General features: G+C 34.8%; 17 protein-coding genes. 16 read left to right on the forward strand and 1 reads right to left on the reverse strand.

The window, feature by feature from the left end; translation table 11 throughout:
- The first annotated feature begins 23 nt into the window (after positions 1 to 23).
- The 12 genes from QP953_RS15840 to QP953_RS15895 all read left to right on the forward strand — a co-directional run bounded on the left by QP953_RS15840 (position 24) and on the right by QP953_RS15895 (position 8,298).
- Positions 24 to 941, forward strand: a complete 918-nt coding sequence (locus QP953_RS15840) for a hypothetical protein (protein WP_309551726.1) — start codon at positions 24 to 26, stop codon at positions 939 to 941.
- 5 nt (positions 942 to 946) lie between these two features.
- The gene (locus QP953_RS15845) at positions 947 to 1,807 is read left to right on the forward strand and encodes a hypothetical protein (protein WP_309551728.1); all 861 of its coding nucleotides are present in this window, start codon (positions 947 to 949) and stop codon (positions 1,805 to 1,807) included.
- Positions 1,794 to 2,093, forward strand: a complete 300-nt coding sequence (locus QP953_RS15850; RefSeq protein ID WP_309551729.1) for a hypothetical protein — start codon at positions 1,794 to 1,796, stop codon at positions 2,091 to 2,093. The genes QP953_RS15845 and QP953_RS15850 overlap by 14 nt, the downstream gene beginning before the upstream one ends.
- Positions 2,083 to 2,991 (forward strand): hypothetical protein, encoded by a 909-nt coding sequence (locus tag QP953_RS15855; RefSeq protein WP_309551731.1) that lies wholly within the window; start codon positions 2,083 to 2,085, stop codon positions 2,989 to 2,991. Before QP953_RS15850 ends, QP953_RS15855 begins: the two co-directional genes overlap by 11 nt.
- A gap of 147 nt (positions 2,992 to 3,138) precedes the next feature.
- A complete protein-coding gene (locus tag QP953_RS15860) occupies positions 3,139 to 3,651 on the forward strand; it encodes a hypothetical protein (protein ID WP_309551733.1) in 513 nt (170 codons plus the stop codon).
- 2 nt (positions 3,652 to 3,653) lie between these two features.
- Positions 3,654 to 4,268 carry a hypothetical protein gene (locus QP953_RS15865; RefSeq protein WP_309551734.1) on the forward strand — a complete coding sequence of 205 codons (615 nt, stop codon included), beginning with the start codon at positions 3,654 to 3,656 and terminating at the stop codon, positions 4,266 to 4,268.
- 264 nt (positions 4,269 to 4,532) lie between these two features.
- Entirely contained in the window at positions 4,533 to 4,808 is a 276-nt protein-coding gene (locus QP953_RS15870; protein ID WP_309551736.1) for a hypothetical protein, read from the forward strand.
- A gap of 351 nt (positions 4,809 to 5,159) precedes the next feature.
- Positions 5,160 to 5,513 (forward strand): hypothetical protein, encoded by a 354-nt coding sequence (locus tag QP953_RS15875; protein WP_309551738.1) that lies wholly within the window; start codon positions 5,160 to 5,162, stop codon positions 5,511 to 5,513.
- A gap of 30 nt (positions 5,514 to 5,543) precedes the next feature.
- On the forward strand, positions 5,544 to 6,398 hold the full coding sequence (locus QP953_RS15880; protein WP_309551740.1) for an AbiJ-NTD4 domain-containing protein: 855 nt from the start codon (positions 5,544 to 5,546) through the stop codon (positions 6,396 to 6,398).
- A 76-nt stretch (positions 6,399 to 6,474) separates the two neighbouring features.
- Positions 6,475 to 6,897: a hypothetical protein gene (locus QP953_RS15885; protein WP_309551742.1), complete on the forward strand. Its 423-nt coding sequence runs from the start codon at positions 6,475 to 6,477 to the stop codon at positions 6,895 to 6,897.
- Between the two features lie 355 nt (positions 6,898 to 7,252).
- Positions 7,253 to 7,441 carry a hypothetical protein gene (locus QP953_RS15890; RefSeq protein WP_309551743.1) on the forward strand — a complete coding sequence of 63 codons (189 nt, stop codon included), beginning with the start codon at positions 7,253 to 7,255 and terminating at the stop codon, positions 7,439 to 7,441.
- Positions 7,438 to 8,298, forward strand: coding sequence for an IS3 family transposase (locus tag QP953_RS15895; RefSeq protein ID WP_309551744.1), 861 nt, complete (start codon positions 7,438 to 7,440; stop codon positions 8,296 to 8,298). Before QP953_RS15890 ends, QP953_RS15895 begins: the two co-directional genes overlap by 4 nt.
- Before the next feature lie 379 nt (positions 8,299 to 8,677).
- On the opposite strand, the gene QP953_RS15900 is transcribed toward QP953_RS15895, so the two are convergent.
- Positions 8,678 to 10,126: a phosphotransferase gene (locus QP953_RS15900; protein ID WP_309551745.1), complete on the reverse strand. Its 1,449-nt coding sequence runs from the start codon at positions 10,124 to 10,126 to the stop codon at positions 8,678 to 8,680.
- Between the two features lie 138 nt (positions 10,127 to 10,264).
- On the opposite strand from QP953_RS15900, the gene QP953_RS15905 reads away from it, so the two are divergent.
- The 4 genes from QP953_RS15905 to QP953_RS15920 all read left to right on the forward strand — a co-directional run bounded on the left by QP953_RS15905 (position 10,265) and on the right by QP953_RS15920 (position 22,109).
- A complete protein-coding gene (locus QP953_RS15905; protein WP_309551747.1) occupies positions 10,265 to 10,870 on the forward strand; it encodes a hypothetical protein in 606 nt (201 codons plus the stop codon).
- Positions 10,871 to 11,277: 407 nt separating this feature from the next.
- Positions 11,278 to 12,162 carry a T9SS type A sorting domain-containing protein gene (locus tag QP953_RS15910; protein ID WP_309551749.1) on the forward strand — a complete coding sequence of 295 codons (885 nt, stop codon included), beginning with the start codon at positions 11,278 to 11,280 and terminating at the stop codon, positions 12,160 to 12,162.
- Positions 12,163 to 12,330: 168 nt separating this feature from the next.
- The gene (locus tag QP953_RS15915) at positions 12,331 to 13,221 is read left to right on the forward strand and encodes a T9SS type A sorting domain-containing protein (RefSeq protein WP_309551751.1); all 891 of its coding nucleotides are present in this window, start codon (positions 12,331 to 12,333) and stop codon (positions 13,219 to 13,221) included.
- A 326-nt stretch (positions 13,222 to 13,547) separates the two neighbouring features.
- Positions 13,548 to 22,109 (forward strand): T9SS type A sorting domain-containing protein, encoded by an 8,562-nt coding sequence (locus QP953_RS15920; protein WP_309551753.1) that lies wholly within the window; start codon positions 13,548 to 13,550, stop codon positions 22,107 to 22,109.
- The last annotated feature ends 190 nt before the right edge of the window (positions 22,110 to 22,299 follow it).

Genomic DNA, 22,299 nt, shown 5'->3' on the forward strand with positions numbered 1-22,299 from the left:
TTTTCTGTTGTAACAAAAATGATATGAATATTTCTGAAAATGTAAATGTATTTGGTTGGGCCACTAAGATTATTACTTTAGAAGCAAAGCAAAATAAGGAACTATATAGACTTTCTGACCAACAACGGTTGGGGCTTCCTGATGGTTCTATGGTGTTGGGATTTATGATTAGAGCCAACAACGGAGCTACAACAGAAAAATCTATTAACAACCGTCCTTTAGTTGATATAAGCGTTTTAAGAGCTTGTTATTTAAACTTAAAAGGACGTGGAGACACTACTATTTTAGCAGATGCTAATTTGAATAACTTCTACAGATCAGAGGACAACAATGTCAATTATCAACCTTTCATAGAACCAATATCCGTTGATTTGATCAGTTGGGGGAAAACATACATTCGAGTAGCAGGGGAAACTGCAAGAAGTTTGATAACAGGGAATGAAGATATAGAAATCATTGTTTTGTATAAAACCGATGCTACGTATAAAATACCACCACCAACTCAAACTTACCTCAATGGATTAAGTGTTTATGCTTACAAACACAATACCATACAAATTGACCTAAGCACTAATAAAACTAGATTCCCACTAACCCAAGATGGTAAAAGTGGCATTGATGTTAATAATGTAATTTTTGGCTTTCGTTTTCAAGGATATAACTATCAAACTCCTGATAGTAAAACGCAACCTAGTGACGCATTAAAAGGAAGTGCTTTTTTTACACTCCAAATAGGCAGGGAAAATGTTTTAGAGAAATTCCCCCTTAATCAATTGTACCCTTTTAATTTAATGCAAATGGCATTCTTTCCCATAGAGCCACTTTTAGCAGGGGCTATTGATTGGCAAAGCAGTGAGTTTTTTATAAGCGATCAAAGCGCACTAAAAGAGGACACAGCAATTTTATTGCAGGTGTTTTATTATGAACCCAAAAAGGATTAATCATTATGGAGGTTGACGCTATTTTAAAAGAAAATTTAATTAGTTGGTTGGGAAATAACCAAGGCAAAGACGGGAAAATTTGCGTGTATTGGAAAATGTTTCAAGTGCGCTCTATGAGTTCGCAGCCTGTGAAGTCAACTCCTTGTATTGGTTATAACTTGAATACAGATTCTTTGGATGATAGTATAGAAATGCTTATTCAAAGTTTAGAGGTACTAACGCACGTCCGCTTTGTTTGTGTTCGCTTTATGCGTGAAACGAATGACAACAGTTATTTAACGCACCACATTGTCAATCCTTTTTGGAATAAGGAAATTAGTTTGAATGCCAATCCTAGTATTAACGGCATAGGAGCAACAACCAATGTTATTGGCATGAATGGGCAATATTTAGAAGCAATCAACACCATACACCAACAAAAGGAAGAAATCACAGCATCCAAATTTGATGCTAAGTTTGCGGCTTTAGAAACGAATCTAAAGCACCAAAACGAAATCAAGGAATTAAAAGACGAAATTTCAGGCTTAAAGAGTGCTAAAAGCAATTTTATAGGAGAAGTATTCAACGAACTAAAAGAGCCTATTGCGGGGCTTTTTGCTGCCTTTGCTACTAAAATAGTGGCATCTGTTAACGAACCATCTATTGAACCACAAAAACAAGAACCACAGCAAGAGGCTAGTTCTAGTAATCGTCAATTTGACCCCATTATCAATAATATTAAAAATTACCCTCACTATGCAGCCTTACTTGCTGAAATTGCTGTCTTAGCTAAGTTAGACCCTCATGTTTTGCACGAACATAGAAAAGCTATTAATCAAGCGGCCGCAATGGCACAACAAAATGCACAAGCCAATGGAAATACCTAATTCTAGTACACAAGTTATGTCTGATGAATATACGGACAAGGATAAAAAACAGTACACCATAGGTTGTTCTTTATTGATAGAAATTGAAAATAAAGGAACTCAAAATTTACGATATACTTCTTCTAATGGTAGTGGAACAATTGAACCTAATTCCATACCACATAAATTTATTGGCCATCCTCTTTGCCCTTTAAAAGGAACTATATTTTTTGATTATAGCCTTTTTAAAGAGGGAGATACCATTTTAATAAAAATTAGAAACAGCGTTATAAATTATGGAGAATAAGACAATACTATCACTCGCAGCCGTTACCGCTGTTGGCGTGGCTTTATTAGCTTCAAAAAAAGAAGATAAGCCTGATTATACGACTATTACAACAGAAGAAACAGAGCCGAACAAGGGAGACTTTACGATGGCAAATGATAACAACAACGGTAATAGTCCAATGTCTATTGCCAATGTAAAAGCAGCCTTAGAGCCTAAAGTGTCTAAACGGGAAGATTGGGCAAATAAGTATAGTTTGTATCTGAATCAAAACGGTGGGGATATTAGTTTAGCAATGGCTTTGATTTGGCAAGATTGGGTAAATAGTCCTTTCTTTGATTTATTTCCTAATATTAAGGCATTGTTCTTTAATCTAGCAACTTATATTCCTGATAGAACAAAGGGGATTAGTAAAGAAGATAGCATAGGAACGGGAACAAACACTATTAAATGGAACGATGCGCCTATATACGAAGATTTGTATTGTGTTTGGGATTGTGGTGATTATTGGACTTGTGCAGATTGGAGGGCATGGCATCGAGCTTTAGAACAACATTTTGGAGATACTTATAAAGCTAATGATATTTGGATGGCGGCATGGCAAGACCCACAAAACCAATGTGCTATTTTGGCTTCTGTTTGGTGTCCTGACACAGACGGTTGTAGGTATGATTGTGATTTTGTAGAATATTTTTATTCTAAGGGCATTACTATAGGTAATGTATTATCCAATGTTTATTGTGATGTAAGTAGTGTTGTATTGGATATAGTGCAAACTACTTCTAATGTATCCAGTGCGGTTTCTAATATTTCAGAAGGTGTTAAAGAAACCTCTACTTTGTTTAAAACAGCTTTGCCTATTTTAGGCGGTATTACTGCTGTTGCTATTGGTACTAGAATTTGGAATGCACAAAAATAGCATTTTGAATTGCACACGTTTTTTGTTTTTTTTGAAAAACTGAGAACCAAAAACAGCCTTTAAGGCATTTTAAAGGTGGTTCAAAAATCCAGGAAAACGCCTGCAGAAAAGAGATCTCATTTTTTTTGAAACGTACACTATATTATTATGAAAGATAAAACATTAATAGGGGGTGTTCTCCTTCTTGCTGTTGGAGCTGCAATGAGTACTGGGGGAAATGCACAAGAAAATTATTTTAAACTACCTAATGGGAATGTAGTTCCTGAATCAGAATTAAAAGCTTTGGGCTATGTAAATTATTATGGTCGTTGGGTGCTAGAATCAGAATTAATTGCTGCTTTGCAAGCTAATGGGATGACTTCTTTGCCACAAGAAAACACACCTAATTATTGGGCTTTAGTTAGCACGATTATACAAAGTGGTTTGGGCTTAACAACTACCATTATTAATAATATCGCACAGCAAAAAAAACAGTTGATTGATGATATTATTTTTAAGTATACGGTTGCTATATCTCCAAATTACGATGGTAATTTTCCTTTTTCAAAAACAGATTTAGAAGGAAAAACTATCAAGCAATTAAAACAGATTCTCGCAGGAACTTATTCTATTAATGGATTTGGTCAAAACTATTTTATTAAAACTTATCAGTCTAATTAATTATGAAAAACAATATTGCAGTTTTGGGCGGATTAACGTTAGCCACTTTATTAATAGGGCTTAATTCTGCTAGTGGGCAAAGTACAGGAGCAGGAGGTTCAACACCTCAAACAAGCGGCGGCGGTGCTTCTGCATGGCCAGGGTATGGAGTGGCACAAGGTACAAAGGGAAGTATTACGGAATCTTATTTAGGCGTTCCATTGTCTGGGCAAAGGGGCATATCTAATAACAATCCTTTAAACATTAAAACTTATGCTTGGAAAAGCAATTACAGTTATTGGCAAAAGGAGCTAAAATGGGCAGATAATACAGATGGCGTTTTTTGTCAATTTGAATTATTTGCTTATGGTTTAAGAGCTGCACTATATTTGATGAGGAAATACAAAACTGCTCACGGGATAGATACTATTGATGGCTTGATAGGTCGATGGGATAAACCAACAGCATATCATTATATGGATTATGTTTCTAATGGTTCAGGTTTTGGCAGAACTCAAATTATAGATTTGACCGATAAGGAAACACTTAGGAGACTTGTAAAGCCAATGTGTGAGTTAGAATGCTCACAATACCAATTATCTGATGATCAAATAAATTTAGCCTATTCTTTGTTGTAATCAGCTATGTTTGATGTTATACGCAGTCTACCCTTAAAAAATGCCGTAAGCTATCTACTTAAAAACTTGAATCTTTCTGTTTTTTAGATTATATTTACAGCACGTGAGGGACTAACGGCATTGTCCCAATACCCCGTAGGCAGCGTTTAACGCTCAAAGTCTTGATTAGTTTAAATGGATTCAACACCAACTAATCAAGACTTTTTTTTTGCACTAAATCCCCGTTTTGGTTGTTACTATTCATTAACCAACTTTTATTGAGTTATGATCGTAGCAGTTTATTTAATTATTGTACTCCTTTCTTTGTTGATTGTAATTATTTTATTCCAAGGTCAAGGACAGAAGGAAAAAGCAACTGTTTTGAATTTTTTGGAGTTCCACTCTTTTATGTTCGATTTTGAAGAACGATTAATTAAAATAATAGAGGAAAATGATAAAAGTATAAGGCTAAAATTATTGGAATCTGAATTGAGAAATTATGACCGAATCAAACGACACTTAAAAGGAAAAACAATTACATCAAATGAATCTGATAAATAGAAATTAAATAACAGGGGTATTTTGGACTTTCTTACTCGATGAGTGGGAAAGTCTTTTTTTTGTATATAAATGTTTGATATGCTCAAATATTGCCTAAATAATGCCCTCTTTTCGCTCTTTTTTTGCTTTATGTTTGCAACATATAATTAAAAAATATACTTTAGTAGAGCTAAACAAATAGATATGGGGATATTAAAACCTACCAAAACAAAAATATAATCTCGCTTGAAAAAGGGATTCTATAAATGATTTTGCAAAGTACAATTAGTTCTATTTGGTAGGAATATTTGTTTAGCAGCTTTGCAGAGCTTTATAGAATCCCTTTTTCTGTTTTTACTAATGAAAATCCAAATGACTTATACATATTCCTATACAAAACTTATACTTTTTACATTATTACTCATGTTGGGTAGTTCTGTTGGTTTTTCTTTTTCAATTGAGTATGCCAAACCTTCTGTAATAGTTAAGGAAAAGGCTAGAAAAAAAATAAAACAGCACAAAAAAGCAAAGCATTTAAAAAAGATTAAAAAGAAGTTAGAGGATAGTAAAACTTTATATTCTGTTTCTTCTATCATTCTTTCTATTGGAGCAGCCACGGTTTTTATTATTGCTGCTGTTTTTGCTTTGCCGTGGTATATATGGTTGATTGGTATTGCTTTGTTGCTTTTAGCGTTGACTTTTTTGTTGTTGGCGTTGAAAAAATAATAAGTGTTTTTTTTATAAATTCAAAGATAGATGAAATTTTCAGAAAGAGAAGGTTTTGAAAGTAAGAGGGTAAAAGACTCTTTCCAATTAGAATCCATGGATGATATTTTAAGAAATAAAATATGGAATGCAGCATATAGGTATTATTTCATGCCTCTTTTAAATGGTCAAAGTAATGAAAGAGATAAGTCTTTTTATCTGTTTTGGGTAGAATTTCTAGGTTATTTAGAAGACGAAGTTCCATGGGTATATTATGATGATTTAAAGTGTGTTGATGTTGACACAATCTATAATGAAATAAAAGATTGGTACTTCAAAGCAGAGTGGTATAAAAGATATGATTTACTAGAATATATAGTTGAGCTTACAGGTCGATACGAACCTGGGTGGATGTTCGATATGAACTGCAATATAGTATTGAGAGATGAGAAGGTTGGTTATAGGTTTGTTAATAAGAAGATAACACCAATTACTTCCGATGTAGAAATAGAAGAAGTGGAGACAGCTATTCAAAATTCACTCAATTGGACATCTGTTACAACACACCTAGAGACTAGTATTAAATACTTATCTATCAAAAATCCTGATTATAGAAATTCTTTAAAAGAATCTATATCAGCAGTTGAAGCAATGTGTGAAATAATTTTAGGTAAAAAAAGCGGGGGACTTGGTGCCGCTTTGGCAGAAATTGCAAAAACTTATGATTTAGACCCTGCCCTAAAAAAAGGCTTTTCTGCATTATACGGTCATGCAAGCAATAAAGGAGGAGCAAGGCACAGCTTATCAGAAGATGATACTCCTATAACAATGGAATATGCTCGTTATATGCTAATTTCTTGTTCAGCGTTTGTTAATTATTTAAAAACAAAAAACGAAAAGATATAACTCTTTCTAATTACAATTAATAAAGTATTTGATACATCAAAAATCATAATAACAGTTATTAGGTAAAAAATAAAAGATGAATAAAAAAATAAAAAAAACATGGAGTCAATTAACCATTCATTCAACAGGAAATGGCAGGTTTAGAAAAGTTGAAGTCAGAAAATCAGTTTGGCTTGTTGCAGATTTTGAGTTAAATAAAATTTACATAGCAAGTGGTGGATTTTCTAAGGACTTTAATTCTTATATGGAATTTCCTAATAGCAAAGATTTCACAGAAAATAGATTCAAATATATATATAACTGTATAACAGGAAATGATTTTGATGGATATGATAGATCCCCTAAGAGACCTGATGATTTGAAAGAACGATTACCTGATATCTGTTACGCCCTTTCTGGTCAAAAAATAAGTACAAATGATATTGAAGATGAGTTTAATTCTTTAAAAATGTATAACATATACCAAGCTTTAGTTCAATCAAAGCAATGTAAAGAATAAGTAGAAGTATGACCCAAGAATATGATAGAAAATAAAATGAAAAAAAATATCAAAAATCATAATATAAATTATAGGCAAAATTGAATGGTACTGAAATAGGTTGACTTCTAGTTTATAAAGTATTGAAAATAAGTTAAATGTGTAACACTAGTAAAAATAACTAAAAAGAAAACTAAGTGTCTTAACTCGAAAAAAAGTCGTAGAATACTGGCTTTCAGGTATCCAAGATGAACGGCGTATTCGTCAAGAGTATGGAGTTGATAAAAAAATGTTGCAACAGTTGAACTGTTGGTATCGTAAAATCAAGGAGAAACAATACACTCCATCAAAAATTCATCTCAAAAAGCCTATAAAAATGAAAAGTGAGAAAAAAGCAATGCAAGATCGTATCAAAGCTTTAGAAAAAGAAAATGCAGCTTTGAAAAAACAATTAGATAGGACAGAACTAAAGAGTTATACCTATGAAACAATGATAAAAATTGCAGAAGAGGATTTTGACATACCTCTGCGAAAAAAGCTTGGAGCCAAACAGTTCAAGAAGTGAAAAAAAGCCGCCCAAGAGCTTCTGTGAAGCAAATGAGTGGATTGTTTGGCAAGACTAGACAGGCGTGGTATAAAGCCATAAAGCGATCAGAGCAGCGACAAATGCAAGGTTTGTTAGTCGTTCAAAAGGTAAAACAAATTCGAAAGGATCTCCCCCATTGTGGGGTTAGAAAACTGTATTATTTATTAGGCGATTTCTTGAGGCGACATCAAATTAAATTGGGTAGAGACAAGTTATTTGTCTTATTATCAGAGCATAACTTACTCATAAAGCGCAAAAAAACAAGGCGAACGACCTTTTCTTATCATCACTTTAGGAAGTATCCTAACATAATTAAAAAACTGGAAGTTGTACGACCTAATCAGCTCTGGGTCAGTGATATTACTTATATTTCTTTAGGGGCTAGCTTTGCTTATCTAATCCTGATTACAGATGCTTATTCTAGAAAGATCATAGGTTGGTCGTTACAAGAAAATTTAAGCGCAACAGGTCCTTTAAATGCTCTATCACAGGCTTTAAAACAACGAACGGAAGGCAAATCTCAACCCTTAATTCATCACTCTGATCGAAGGCTGCAATATTGCTGTAATGCCTACATTGAAAAATTAAAAGATAATAAGGTCAAGATTTCTATGACAGAAAATGGAGATCCTTATGAAAATGCTTTAGCAGAACGAGTACACAGAACATTGAAAGAGGAATTTTTATCCTATTATTTTTACTTTAACTATGAAGAGGCTCAAGCAGCTATTGATAAGGTAATTCGATTATACAATAACCGACGCCCTCACTTAAGTTTAGCTTATCAAACCCCAGCTGCTGTGCATCAGGAAGAAGCCTTCTCATGTTCCATTTAGATGAAAACTCCTCTCCTTTTTTACAAAAGGAGTTTCCATCCAAATGAAATCCCTGCTTTTTAACTTTTTTTTCAAAAAAACTTATTCATTTTTCTGAATAATGCGCAAACCAAGATATGTCAACTTTTTTTAGGACGATACATAAGCTCGAAAATGTTGAACAAGGCTAAATCGATGGCTGTTGTTCCGAATAGTAATGCCCTAATATTTGTACTTTGGATATCTAGGACGTATTTGCATTAAATGCAGTATCCAATGATACTAGGTTATATACTTGAAACAAAAAATCATGATAGTAACAGTAGGGAATTTAATTGGTCCTAACATTTTTATGTTAGGACTTTTTCAAATTTTTAATATTTATAACGTCACAGATGCATTAATTTTGCCAATTTTTGCGTTCTTGCTCTCGGTGGTGGAGAACTACTTTTATAGGGTATTTCTCTTTCAGATGTTTGGCTATACTATCTGCAGAAAAAACGGAACGATGTTGCCCGCCTGTACACCCAAAATTAATGCAAAGATTAGCAAATCCTCGTTTTATATAATTTTCTACTGCTTCATCTATAATCCCTTTGACTTGCTCAATAAAGTCATGAATAGTGCTCTCTTTTTCAAAAAAATCGATAACGGCTTGATCTCTGCCTGTTAATTTTTTGTATGGCTGATAGCGACCAGGGTTATGGATAAATCGACAATCAAAAACAAATCCGCCACCATTGCCCGAATCGTCTTTTGGGATACCTCTTTTGTATGAAAAACTTTTTACTTGAACAGTTAACTGTTCTGCTTTTTGTTTTGCAATTATTGGTCTTAACGAATGTTGGGTAACCAACTGTTTAGAGACCTCTTTGAGGTAAGATAAATCAATAGGGAAACGAATGTTTTCTATTAGCCAATCCAAGTTGGCTAAAGCAAATGGGATGCTTGCTATGAAATGTTCTTTTTGTTGATATAACCCTTTAAAACCATAAGCCCCCAAGACTTGCAATGTTCTTAATAAGGCAAAAAGGTAAAAATTACCTTTGAATTTTTGAGTATCAATGCTTGTTAACTTTGATGCTTCTTGGATGTAATAATCCAATAGCTCTTGGCGTAGTTTATTTGGTAAATTAGCTTTTGCTTGGAACAAAAGAGAGACAACATCATATTGCAATGGCCCCTTTTTTCCTCCTTGGTAATCTATAAAATAGACCGTTTGATCGTGTAGCATTATATTCCTAGCTTGGAAATCTCTAAACATAAAAAAAGCTTGGGATTCTTGCGCTAGATGATTTGTCAAACGTTGAAAGTCTTGTTCTAGTGCATATTCATCAAATTCTATTTTTGTTGTTTTTAAAAAACAGTATTTAAAATAGTTCAAATCCCACAACATAGCCTGTTCGTTAAAAGAAACAGGAGTATGATATACTTCAACAGGTAAATTTTGAATTCCCTTGATTTGCATTTTTGCTAAAGCTGACAATGCTTTCTTATAATAGCTTATAGTGCTATCGGAAGGAATTCCATCTTTTCGCTCTATCTCTAGATGTTGCAACAATGTTTGATCTCCTAAGTCTTGTAATAGATAGATATTATTTTCTAAATTTTGGGCATATAGTTGAGGTACCCGAATTCCCATTTCTAAGAAGTGTTTTGTATAATCAACAAAGGTTTTGTTCTCCCCAAAATTAGCATTAAAAGCGGCTAAAGCTGTTTTTTGAGCCCCTTTTAATCTAAAATATTGCCTGTCTGATCCTGATTGTGGAAGTATTTGCATACTTTGAATAGGTTCTTTTGCCCAAGATTCAAATAAGGCACTAATTTGCTGTTGTAACTTAGTATCCAATCTAATGTTTTTTTATGGTTAAAATAGTTAAGTCAGTTTACAAACTTAGCAATTGTTCTTAAAAAACAAAGCATTACAACACACTTATAAGATGCTGTACAAATTATTAATCTTACAATCTAATAAAAATGCACCGACATGCACACCAAAGTACACATTAACCGCTATATAGCAGATCAAATAGGAATGCCCAAAACTTCTAGGGAGATAGATCAAATGCACCGATTTTTTGAAACATATATGAAGTATATTGCATTAACCGTTTTGCGGTTGAACGGAGCAAAATACAAAGAAGCAAAAAGTTACATTACCAAGGCATGGATTCCATGTAATGAAGATCAACTTCGAAAGATGGTGCTTACTTTGTTGAATCAAAGGGCAAACAACAAACAATACTGGATACAATTATTAAAAAAAAATAAGGCATTGCGTGTCTCTATTGAATTATTATTCAACTATGCAGGGAGAATTAGAAACCTTACTTTTCATGGAAATTTTTATGCATTTGAAGAGGGGGAAACAGAGCTTATTTACGCTATTTATATCGAAGCAATAGAATCTTTGGAACGTTTGATTGCAAAGCAAAAACGAGGGAATAAAATTCTAAAAAATACTCCAACAGAATTTGGGGCAGGTCGCGGGCATCTAGTTACTAAAAATCAATTCAAACAGATCTTACCTTTTCAAACAGCAGGTCTACCATACTCTTACGCTAAGGCACAGCAACTCTACGATACATTATGAAATACTAATTTTATAAATATTTCTATCATGGAACAAAGTATACGGTTGTTTCTGGTTCAAGCAATGAGGAGGTACACGAGAAGTCTGCTGATATAACATTTACAGATTATTATACTTTTGGCTTGCAAATCAAAAATACGAAAAATGGTATCAAAGTAGGTATTGCGAAAGACATCTCTTTTGCCAATAAAAATTATGGTAGAATGTACCTCAATATGATGAGAATGTGCAACTATGTGGACCTGTTGAAATCGGCTAAAAGCATAAAGAAATATCATAATAACAACTTTGTCTTTTGAGTGAAATAGTAAAAAGCAATGAACCACTACTATTAATGCGAAAAATGAATATATTTACCCCATTATTCAATCATAGTGGGGTATCTCCCATTAAAATCATCCAATTATATGAAACAATACTTTTCCTTCCTTGCGGTGTTTATTTTATGTGTTCAAGCTTCTGTTTTAAAAGCACAGAACGTTCATATTCCTGATCAGACTTTTAAGAATTATCTGATTACTGGAGGGGTAGACACTAATCAAGATTTTGAAATACAAATATCAGAAGCTCAAAATTTTACAGGGTTAATTAACATTAACGGTCTTGCAATTTCCGATTTAACAGGCTTAGAAGAATTTACAAAATTAACTAGGTTATACTGTGAAGTAACAAACATAACATCCTTAGATGTAAGCGCTAATGTCATGTTGACAGAGTTACATTGTGGCAATAACGACTTAACTTCTTTAGACCTCTCTAACAATGTGAATTTAACAAATTTAAAATGCTACGTCTTAAAAATAACAGAACTAGACCTCTCTAATAATGTCAATTTAGTAGAATTGGATTGTAGACAAGATAGTTTATTAACGAGAATTAATATTAGAAATGGTAACAATACAGCAATCACTAGCTTCCTTGCCAATGACAATCCTGCTCTGACTTGTATTGAAGTGGATAGTGTTGCTTATTCAACAGCCAACTGGACGAATATAGATGTTGGAGTTGTTTTTAGTACAAGCTGTTTTACGGGCATTAATACTGTAGGTCAACTACCTTCACTTCGAGCATACCCCAATCCAGCTGCTAAGACATTGACTGTAGATATGGGGGAGACTGTTTTGTCTGCCAAGATTACGGTTTTTAATACTATTGGGCAAATTGTAAGCTCTGAGGATCACAAAAATATTGCTTCCTTAGACTTAAACATACAAGGGCTACCAGGATGGTATTTTATTCAAATTGAAACCGAAAAAGGCAACCAAACTATTAAGGTACTCAAACAAGAGTAATCCTTTTAGTACAACTAAAAAGCACAAACTAACATCTATGTAATGTAAAAATTAAAAATGCTTAACAACTGTATGCCCCGCAGATATTGGAGATTAAAAAAAATAACATATCTTTATATCCATTATTCAATCATAGTGGGGCATCTCCCATTAAAATCATCCAATTATATGAAACAGTACTTTTCCTTCCTTGCGGCGTTTATTTTATGTGTTCAAGCTTCTGTTTTAAAAGCACAGAATGTTCATATTCCTGATCAGACTTTTAAGAATTATTTATTTAGTAAAGGAGTAGACACTAATCAAGATTTTGAAATACAAGTATCAGAAGCTCAGAACTATACAGGAGTTATCAATATAGCAGGATTAGCAATTACAGATTTAACAGGCTTGGAAGAATTTACTTCTATTCAAATTCTGTCTTGTGAAGATGTTCCTATTACTTCTTTAAATGTTAGTGCGAATGTGATGCTTACGCATTTGCGTTGTTCTAATAATCCTATATCTTCTTTAGATTTATCCCATAATATCAATTTAGTAAGTTTAACTTGCCAAAGAACGAACATCACGCATCTAGATTTATCCAATAATGTCAATTTGACAGAGTTGGATTGCAGATCAGATAGTTCTTTAGTTGCTTTAGATATAAGAAATGGGAACAATACTTCTATGACTAATTTCCTTGTAAATGGAAACCCTTTATTACAATGTATAGAAGTAGATGATTCTACTTATTCTACCACTAATTGGACTAATATTGATCCCAACGCATATTTTAGCACCAACTGCTTTTATTTAGGCACTACTGAAGCTTTAGGAAAAAACAAGATACAAGCTCATTTTTATCCTAATCCAATGAAAAATGCCTTGACGATAGATTTAGGAACAACTTTTTCTTCCATTAAAGTTACTATTTCTAATCCGATTGGGCAGCTTTTACAAACTAATACTTATACTAACCAAAACCGCCTTGACTTAAACATACAAGGACTACCAGGCTGGTATTTTATTCAAATTGAAACCGAAAAAGGCAACCAAACTATTAAGGTGCTTAAACAATAGAAAAAAGTGGCTTAGTGCTATGAATTACCAAAGCTCTAAGTCCCTTCTATTTCTGAAATTAAACTCTCCCAATACACACTTCCTTTCTTTGGATTTTTTATATTAAGAACAAATATTGAGTCAATAAAAATGGGCTATTGAATTGACTTAATATTTTAGGATACGATTAGGTTTACTCGTGTGCAAATTTCCTTTCTCTAAGTGCTATAGAAATTTTAGAAATAATTACTTGGCTAAGCTACGGCTTGCTTCTACAAATCATTAAAGCTTGTTAGCTAATTCAATGTAATTTAGGAACAACCATTATTCACCCAATAATCAGAATTATGTCTCTATTTTTAGGTCGCCAGAGAGTCTATTTTTTACTCTTTAGCATTGTAACTAGTGCTTCCTTGCTTCAAGCACAAGCACCTGGTGGTTTTTCTACCAATTTAGGTTTATGGTTAAAAGGAGATGGTCTCCCCCTAGGTGCTAACCAAACAGCCAATTGGCAAGATGCCCACTCGACTAATGACGCCCAATTTCACCCTAATACCGTGCATTACGAAGTAGTTGAAGATATCAACTTCAATAAATCTCTACATATCAATGACGAATGGTTTGATAGTCCTTTAGATATCAACGTTAATGACCTTAATGTTTTTATGGTTTATAGACTTAGAACCAACGGAAATACTCCTTTGTGGGGCAATGGGGTTATCCCTTCTCAAAGTAGTAACAACAAAGGTCGGCAAGCAACTAGCAGTAGCATGACTACTGGGGGAACTACTGACAGCCCCTATACGGGAGCGGATAATACAAATAGGGTTTATTTAAACCACATTAATAGTATACATAATTCCAATTCCTTGATCTTTGTTAATGGAGCTAGTGTCGCCACATTGCCAACAACTGGAGCAATTGTTAGTACCCCAACAAGCGGAACAGATTCTACACATCAAGGAATATTTATTGGTAAGACAGATAATACAGCAACAACTTCTGGTCCTGGTTCGGATGTATTGGATGTTGCAGAATTTATTGTTTATAGAGGAGCTGTTAATCCCACCCAAAGAAACCAAATCAATTCTTATCTAGCCATTAAATATGGAATAACTATAACTGCCCATAACTATTTGAGCAGTACTGGGACTGTTCTTTGGGATCAAGGAACGAATACAGGATTTGATAATGATATTGTTGGCATAGCTAGGGATAACGGTTCGGGATTAAATCAAACACAATCTAAAAGTGTAAATGTAGGTTCTCTAATCACCATATCTAATAGTGCATCCAACGGAGAAGCTTTATTGGTTGGTAATAATGGAGGAGCAACAGGAAGTGCTGTGACTTTCCAAGAGGGAAATAGTTTCTTGAGAAAAGGGATGAGAATAAACAAGATTTGGAAGTGTCAAAAAACGGGAGCTTTTAACAATTTCAGCATTAATATTGACAATGGGATTAGCCTTCCAAGTGGATTTAATACAAATAATATTTTTCTCTTAGTATCGGATAATGCTTCTTTCAATTCAAATTTAAGAGCTTATCCTTTGCTAAACTTTGATGCTAGTAATGTTCTGCTGAATGATGGTGACTTTTTTACAATTGCTCGGTCGGATGCTGCTTTGTGGGTGAAGGGTGATCCAACCCACAACTCTATTTCAGGAAGCGCAATTAATAGTTATTATGATTATGTATTAGGAGTGAATACAATGAATAGCCATGCACTCTCTGGAAATCTTCCTCTATACACACCTAACAGTGCAAACTCTGCCATCAATTTCCATCCTTATGCCACCTTCAATCAAGGGAATCATCGCAATTTTTTAGAAAGAGATAATTTTACTGGTTTTGGAGAAAGTGGCACTTCTATTTTTATGGTATTGAGGCGAGACGATCAGAACACAAGTACAGAAGCGATGATGTCCTATGCTGTAGGAAATAGTACATCACAAGCCAATGAATGGTTGATAGATAATCCTTCAGATGTTGAAGTTTTTGTGGAGGCAGGAGCTCTTAGTGGTGGGCATGAAGATAATTATGACATAGAGGATAATATTCCTCATATTATTTCGAATATAAGAGGAAATGGTAATCAGGATCATCTTCGGGTGGATGCCGATCAAGATAGTGAGAATTACCACAACAACACTGTAATTAATAGTAGAGGTCGACTAATTTTTGGACAAGAACAAGACGATTTAAGTTATACAATAGGCAGTTTCGAGGCAAACCAAGAATACGAAGGAGATTTTGCAGAAGCCATTGTCTTTAATAAAAGAGTTAGCAATAACGATCGAGATGCGATTGAATCCTATTTGGCTATAAAATATGGGATAACTTTATCAGGAGATTATAAGATTTATGATGGGAATACGCTCGCCACTACTTGGGATCAAAGCTCAAACAATACATATCACAGAAATATAGGAGGAATAGGTCGGGATGACGCTTTTAACTTAGATCAGAGGAAATCTAAAAGCCAAAATGGTTCAACTTCGGAAGTAGTGATTGAACACACGGGGATATTTCCTAACGATATGTGTCATTTGATCTGGGGGGCTAATAACGGAACTTATGATAATATTACTTCATCTGGTGCACCATCCGGGTATAAATTATCTCAAAAGCGATGGAAAGTTCAAAACTATAATAACAGAATTGGTTTGGTAACGGTAACTTTACCTGTGCCACCATCTTTGATTGGTCAAAGTTTGTCTGATGTTCGATTAATTGTGAGTGATAATCAAAATTTTAACGCTGGAAATATAAGCCAATACACTGGTTCCGTTAATAATAATGAAATTACATTTTCCAATGTTTCATTATCTGATGACAGGTATTTTGCTTTAGGTTTTTCTGAAAATGTAGGATACATTAATTTGGACCCTGGTGCCCCTACTACTTTCGAAGCTTGCCCAGGTTCTGACGTTCAATTTAATTATGCTAACTTGAGTGACCATCCAGACAGAATTGAATTTAGAGATACAACTGGTGCTGCTTTGATCTTAAATGTGAGCCCAACAAATACAAGTGGTTCTGGAAATACCCGAAACGGTACTATTAACCTAACAATTCCTACGAATGCAGGAACTGGTAATGTGCGACTCTTATTTAACAATACGGTTGTTTATAATTTTAACGGAAACTTAGTGGTTCATAATCCTAAACTGGATTTTTTACCACAAACTAGCCCCATCTGTGCTACCGACACAGTGCCTTTAATTGGTTTTCCCAGTGGAGGTATTTTTTCTGTTGATACTTTATATAATGTTGCGTCTTATCCCAATTTAATAGTAAACAATACTATTATTGGAGATTCTGCAAAGTGGAGTAATGTGAACGATAATTTTAAAGATATTCTAATTAATTATTCTTATACACCTACTTACATTAACGGTACACCTTGCCTCCAATCCGTAAATAAAAAGAAATGGATCAATATCAGAGATAATAGATTAGACGAAGTTGTCTTTAATTATATCATTGCGAATCCTCCTAGCCCCAACAAAGTATTAGAGCTAGATTCAAATACAATTAGTAATATCAGCCCCAATTTATTAGACCCCAACTCTAACTTTAATTATCCGGTCTCCTTTTCAGGAACCTATGTAACTTTTGACAGTGCAGCAAATAGATATGAATTTCTTACAGACCAAGCCAACAGTAATAACCCTGTAACGATACGCTACAACAACAATGGTTGTATAGGAGAAGCAACAGGGACAATAGATGTTTATCCTCCTTTGCAAATAATAGGTTTACTCGATACAGTCTGCTCAGAAGCTGCTCCTTTTGAGTTTACAAGAGATACCTTATCAGATTATGCTTATAGGAGAGATACAGTTTTGTACAGTTTTTCTAATATTACAGTACTACAGTTTTATGAGTATAATAAAATTACTAGAGTTACCACAGATATAAGTGCTTATCAAAATGCCATTGATACTATTACGACAGCTCCTAATAATGAGCGATATCGTTTTACGCCTATCAATATCCCTTTGAGTGCAGATACTGTTGCCATGCAAATGGAGTACACAACAACAATAACAACTATCGTTACAAGATCAGGAAACCCACCTGGTAGCCCTACGACAAGAAGCTACAGTTTTATAGCTTTTGATACAATACACATGCAAGATAGACCCGTACCTCAAATTCTAAACCTAGACAGTACTTATTGCCCTAATGCGAGTACCGTAGCCATACAAACTACGCCTGACTTTGAATATAATGCACGAACCTATTTTGAATTTAGAGGAGATGATGCCTTTGGATATAACTTACTAGACACCTTGCAACAAGATACCTTATTCGATCCTAGTTACCATTATGATAAACATGTTCCGTTAAAAGATAGGCATCTAAATGTTCAATTAATTTATGTTGTAGATCGATATGGTTGTGTTGATAAAGACACTGCTTATACAAGAATAGTGGCGCCTGTTCAACCTATTTTTTATCCGCAACCTGCTTATTGTACAAGTGATTTCCCAACCCCATTATTGCCCACATTTGCTCCTGGTAGCTTTACGCCATTTTCAGTCGTAGCTACGTTCTTGTCTAGGCCAGGATTAGATACTGTAACACAACTTTTTGACCCAAGTGTTCCTGGCCCTGGAAATCATTTAGCAACATTGCAAATGATTGATAATTTTGGTTGCCGGAGCGAATTTACGGACACTCTATTTGTTAGGGTACCTCCGCAAATCAAGTTGCAAGCAGACAATCCCCATAGAACAGGTTTTTGTTCTAATGAAATAAATGTACCTCTGAGTACTATTTTGTTATCAGGAAATCCAGCAGACACCGTTGTTTATTTAGGTGCAGGGGTAACAGGCAATACTTTAGACCCTAGTGCTATTTTTCCAGGAAGTAATGGAGGAACCTCACCTATTTCTGTTATTTATACAGATAGTTTTGGTTGTCAAGGAAGAGATGATGTAACGCTTACCATTCGACCAATTCCAGTTCTTAGATTAGATAGTTCTATAATTGGTCAGAGATACTGTGGCAATGACCCTGCTTTTACTATTGAAGGTTTTGTACGAGATACTTCTGGTAACTTCCAAGCAGAAAATGGTTCGATTAGAGGTGATGGAGTTGTTTTGATCAATGGTGTTTACTATTATGATCCTAGTACTATTTTAGTCGATAGTCTTCATCTTGATACAGTTCAATATACATTTTCAGATGTGTATGGTTGCACCAATACTATTTCTGAAGTAGTAAGAATAGATTCCGTTCCCGAAGTTTCTCTAACGGGGCTAAATCTAAAATACTGTATTGATGATCCTATAGATCAATTTGTAGGGTTACCTGATAGTAACTTTCAAACCAGTGGTACTTTCTACGGTGGTCCAGGAGTTAACCCTAATACAGGCGTTTTCACACCTTCTCAAGCGGGTACTGGCAAAAAAGTAGTGTTTTATACCTTTGAAGATAGAAATTCTTGTCAAAGCACAGCATATGACACTACAATAGTGTATGGTTTGCCAACTCCCCTTTTTGGAGGTTACCAAACTCAATACTGTACGGCAGCCGCCGAGGATACTTTAGAAAGTTTTAACCTGCCACTTGTGGGAAGTTCTTATTATTATTTCGGAGGAAGTATTATTTCAGATACTGCTTTGGGGATTATTTCTCCTAACAGGGATAGTTCCGGTCTAAAAACAATCTATTATACATTCATAGATTCGGTAGGCTGTTCGAATACAGATAGTGTTAATATATATATCCACCCATCCCCTGAAATTGTAGTTGATGGCTTAGATTCTGCTTATTGCTTTAATGCGCCTGAAGACAACATATCCGTCTTCCCTTCAGGTGTTTTGGTAGGATCGAGTTCACCTGGATTTACAAGTAGTGGAAATAGCATCTTCTTTGACCCTGACCAAGATACGGCGGGGATAAAAGTATTCACTTATATTTATACCGATCCTAACACCACTTGTGCCGATACCCTTACATCTAGGACTTTAGTTTATAAACCTCAGACACCTAGTTACATTGGTTTAGATAACTTTTATTGTGAAACTAGGGACACGTTCCCCATTACAGGTATTCCAATTGGAGGGGTTTTCAGTGGTCAAGGAATTATTGGAAACGGCTTTAGTCCAGCAAAAGCGGGTGGAGGTTTACATACAATTTCTTACTCTGTGAATGACACGCTACTATATAATGCAGACACCCTAGTTTGTCAAGTAGATACAATTACCAATGTGCGAGTTAGCCCGCTTCCTGTTCCTACGATTCTTAGTCCTGGAAACAACTACAGATTTTGCAGTGCAGATACCAGCACCATTTTAGTTAGTGGAACTCCCTTTACTTGGAACACATTTAAAAGCAACACGGGAGGTGTTCAATACACAATAACCACAGCCGAGGATACTTTGAGTCATAACCCGCTAACTATTCGTTACTATCCAGATACGACCTATTATTTTGACCCTTCTTTGGTTGTAGAAGGAACTCATTTTGTGACATATATTGCAATGGATAGCCTCACTGGTTGTCAAGATAGTATTCAGTACACTTATATTGTTGATGATTATACAAGTCCTTTCTTTGCCTTAGATTCTGTTTATTGTGAATCGGCAGACTCTGTTATTTTGTTCGGAGTACCAAGCGGAGGAATCTTTTTGAGAGATAATGATACTTTGCGTGGTGCACCACCGTATTTTGTTCCCAATCCAGATTATGGAGTTAACAATTACGCTAATCCTGTTTTAGATACAATTGTTTACACTGTTCAGGATGGAGCTTGTTATGGTACCGATACACAGTACGTTTTGATTAATCCTGTTCCACAAATTTACTTTACAGGAAACACACCTCACAATACTTATTGTTTAGGAATGGATAGTGTTCCCTTAGCTCCCAATATCAATGGAGGGGTATTTACAGGAAATGGAGTATTGTTTGGAACCTCTTCTTTTATACCCGACATCGCAGGTCCAGGCTATCATCCTATTTATTATGACTACGAACATCCTATTACAGGGTGTAAAAACCAATATATTGATACATTTTCTGTTTTCGGAATGCCTAACATTAATTTTAAGGCAATTGGAGGATGTCAATTAGATAGTATTACTTTCTGCCCCGATAACGTTATTTTGGGGTTGAATAATATTTTTAACAATAGAATAATTGACTCGATTACAAACATTACTTGGGAATTTGAACCTAATGTAGCTATACTTGGAGACCATCAAAATAATGCTATTGATACAATTAGCTACGTTTATAGTAACCCTGGTGTCTATAATACAAAGCTCTTAGTGACCAACCAAACCTACTGTACAGACACACAAGTTGTCCGCTTAGTTATCTCGCCTAGAGTTTCTCATTTTCCTTATGACGAGTCATTTGAAGCATCTAATGGAAATTGGTATGCAGAAAGTAGAGATTCTAGCCATCCATTGCTTTGGGAATGGGGAATTGATAGTACCAATCAAGGAATTGCGAGCAATCGAAATAATCGATTCTGGTCTACGCAACTAAATGGTACGTATTCAGAAAGTGAAGATGCATGGGTTTATAGTCCTTGTTTTGACATTGATAGTCTTACCCGTCCGATGGTTAAATTAGACTATTGGTCTGATACAAGATCCGCAGATGGTGCGGTATTGGAATATCAGAAAGAAGACGGTAGTTGGGTTCCGTTAGGGGAAACGAATAGAGGTATTAATTGGTTTAACTCTTCAATTATTATAGGACAACCAGGAGACCAAAATTTAGCGCCTATAGGTTGGTCAGGGAGAAGCAATGGCTGGAAAGATGCTCGTTACAAATTAGACCATTTAGGAAATCGCGACAATTTGCGTTTGCGTGTTGCTTTTGGTTCGCCATCTGTAAACTTGGGAGGCAACTTCTACGATGGTTTTGGCTTTGATAATTTCTGGGTAGGCAGTAGAACTAGAAACGTGTTGTTAGAGACAACATCTAACGTCAATGAACCAAACATGGATATTATTAATGATCACGTTTATCAATTAATTTATAACAGTCCTATTAATAAGGATTTAATCATGCTACAATATCATTGTGCAGAACCTGTTGCCAATGATCGATTCTATTTGGATAACGAAATCGTAGCAGATGCTAGAACTTATTTTTATGGAATTCCTGAAGCAGGGCGAGCCTATATTGATGGAAAAACTACTGGCGTTCCAAGATCTAGGTATTTACAGGATATAGATTTTGAGAAAGAAATGTTAGCTAGTCCGAAGTTTGATATTGAAATTGATACTTTCCACCATAACAATGCAGGCATCTTTACGATAGAAGCTACTGTAAAAGCTCTGGTAGATTTACCGAATCCTGTTCGTTACAGAATTAATACAGTCATTACCGAAGATTCGCTAACGTATGGTGGCGCAAGTAATAGCATGGTACATGCTGTTGTTAGAAAAGATGATGAAGCAGCCAATATACGAACTCGTTCTTGGGCAGTTGGAGATACACAAAAAGTAACCTTAACTTGGAATCATGGCGCAACTTCAATTGTTTATCGTCCTGAGCATTTTCAAGCTGTTGTATTCATCCAAGCAGAACTTAGCAGAGAAGTATTCCAAGCTGCAACCTCGAGAGATGTTAGTGGATATTGGGTTGGTGTTGATCAAATTGCTGCTGAACCAGAACTAAATGAAATCAACTCTATGAATCTATATCCAAATCCTGCGAAAGATTACTTTAATGTTTCTTTTGATAAGGCTTTAAAACAAGATTACAACTGGAAACTAGTTGGAATTAATGGTGTAGAACATCAGACAGGGATGGTTTATGCTGGGGATAAGGACATTCAAATTAGTAATTACGATTTTCCTTCTGGAGTTTATGTATTTATAGTTTATAATGAACATGTCTTTTCGCAACGTAAAGTCATTATTAATCAAGAATAAGAAAAAAGCAATTGTAATTTAAATATTATTTAGGTGTCAGCAAGGTTTCATCAACTTGTTGGCACCTTTTTTTGTTTTATTAAAAGATAACTTTAGATCAAAGTATTTCGATCCATCAAAAATTATTATTTTGCAGTCCAAGTAATTAAGCAAGTGATCCCAAAAATCAAGCTGTGACACTAGTCTTTTT

This window comes from Aureispira sp. CCB-E (genome assembly GCF_031326345.1).
Lineage (GTDB): Bacteria > Bacteroidota > Bacteroidia > Chitinophagales > Saprospiraceae > Aureispira.

Excerpts from the sequence above, each read along its gene's own strand:
- QP953_RS15860 (WP_309551733.1), top strand. The coding sequence starts at position 3,139 with ATGAAAGATAAAACATTAATAGGGGGTGTTCTCCTTCTTGCTGTTGGA.
- QP953_RS15870 (WP_309551736.1), top strand. The coding sequence starts at position 4,533 with ATGATCGTAGCAGTTTATTTAATTATTGTACTCCTTTCTTTGTTGATT.
- QP953_RS15865 (WP_309551734.1), top strand. The coding sequence starts at position 3,654 with ATGAAAAACAATATTGCAGTTTTGGGCGGATTAACGTTAGCCACTTTA.
- QP953_RS15875 (WP_309551738.1), top strand. The coding sequence starts at position 5,160 with ATGACTTATACATATTCCTATACAAAACTTATACTTTTTACATTATTA.
- QP953_RS15890 (WP_309551743.1), top strand. The coding sequence starts at position 7,253 with ATGAAAAGTGAGAAAAAAGCAATGCAAGATCGTATCAAAGCTTTAGAA.
- QP953_RS15855 (WP_309551731.1), top strand. The coding sequence starts at position 2,083 with ATGGAGAATAAGACAATACTATCACTCGCAGCCGTTACCGCTGTTGGC.
- QP953_RS15880 (WP_309551740.1), top strand. The coding sequence starts at position 5,544 with ATGAAATTTTCAGAAAGAGAAGGTTTTGAAAGTAAGAGGGTAAAAGAC.
- QP953_RS15840 (WP_309551726.1), top strand. The coding sequence starts at position 24 with ATGAATATTTCTGAAAATGTAAATGTATTTGGTTGGGCCACTAAGATT.
- QP953_RS15910 (WP_309551749.1), top strand. The coding sequence starts at position 11,278 with ATGAAACAATACTTTTCCTTCCTTGCGGTGTTTATTTTATGTGTTCAA.
- QP953_RS15915 (WP_309551751.1), top strand. The coding sequence starts at position 12,331 with ATGAAACAGTACTTTTCCTTCCTTGCGGCGTTTATTTTATGTGTTCAA.
- QP953_RS15885 (WP_309551742.1), top strand. The coding sequence starts at position 6,475 with ATGAATAAAAAAATAAAAAAAACATGGAGTCAATTAACCATTCATTCA.
- QP953_RS15905 (WP_309551747.1), top strand. The coding sequence starts at position 10,265 with ATGCACACCAAAGTACACATTAACCGCTATATAGCAGATCAAATAGGA.
- QP953_RS15920 (WP_309551753.1), top strand. The coding sequence starts at position 13,548 with ATGTCTCTATTTTTAGGTCGCCAGAGAGTCTATTTTTTACTCTTTAGC.
- QP953_RS15845 (WP_309551728.1), top strand. The coding sequence starts at position 947 with ATGGAGGTTGACGCTATTTTAAAAGAAAATTTAATTAGTTGGTTGGGA.
- QP953_RS15850 (WP_309551729.1), top strand. The coding sequence starts at position 1,794 with ATGGAAATACCTAATTCTAGTACACAAGTTATGTCTGATGAATATACG.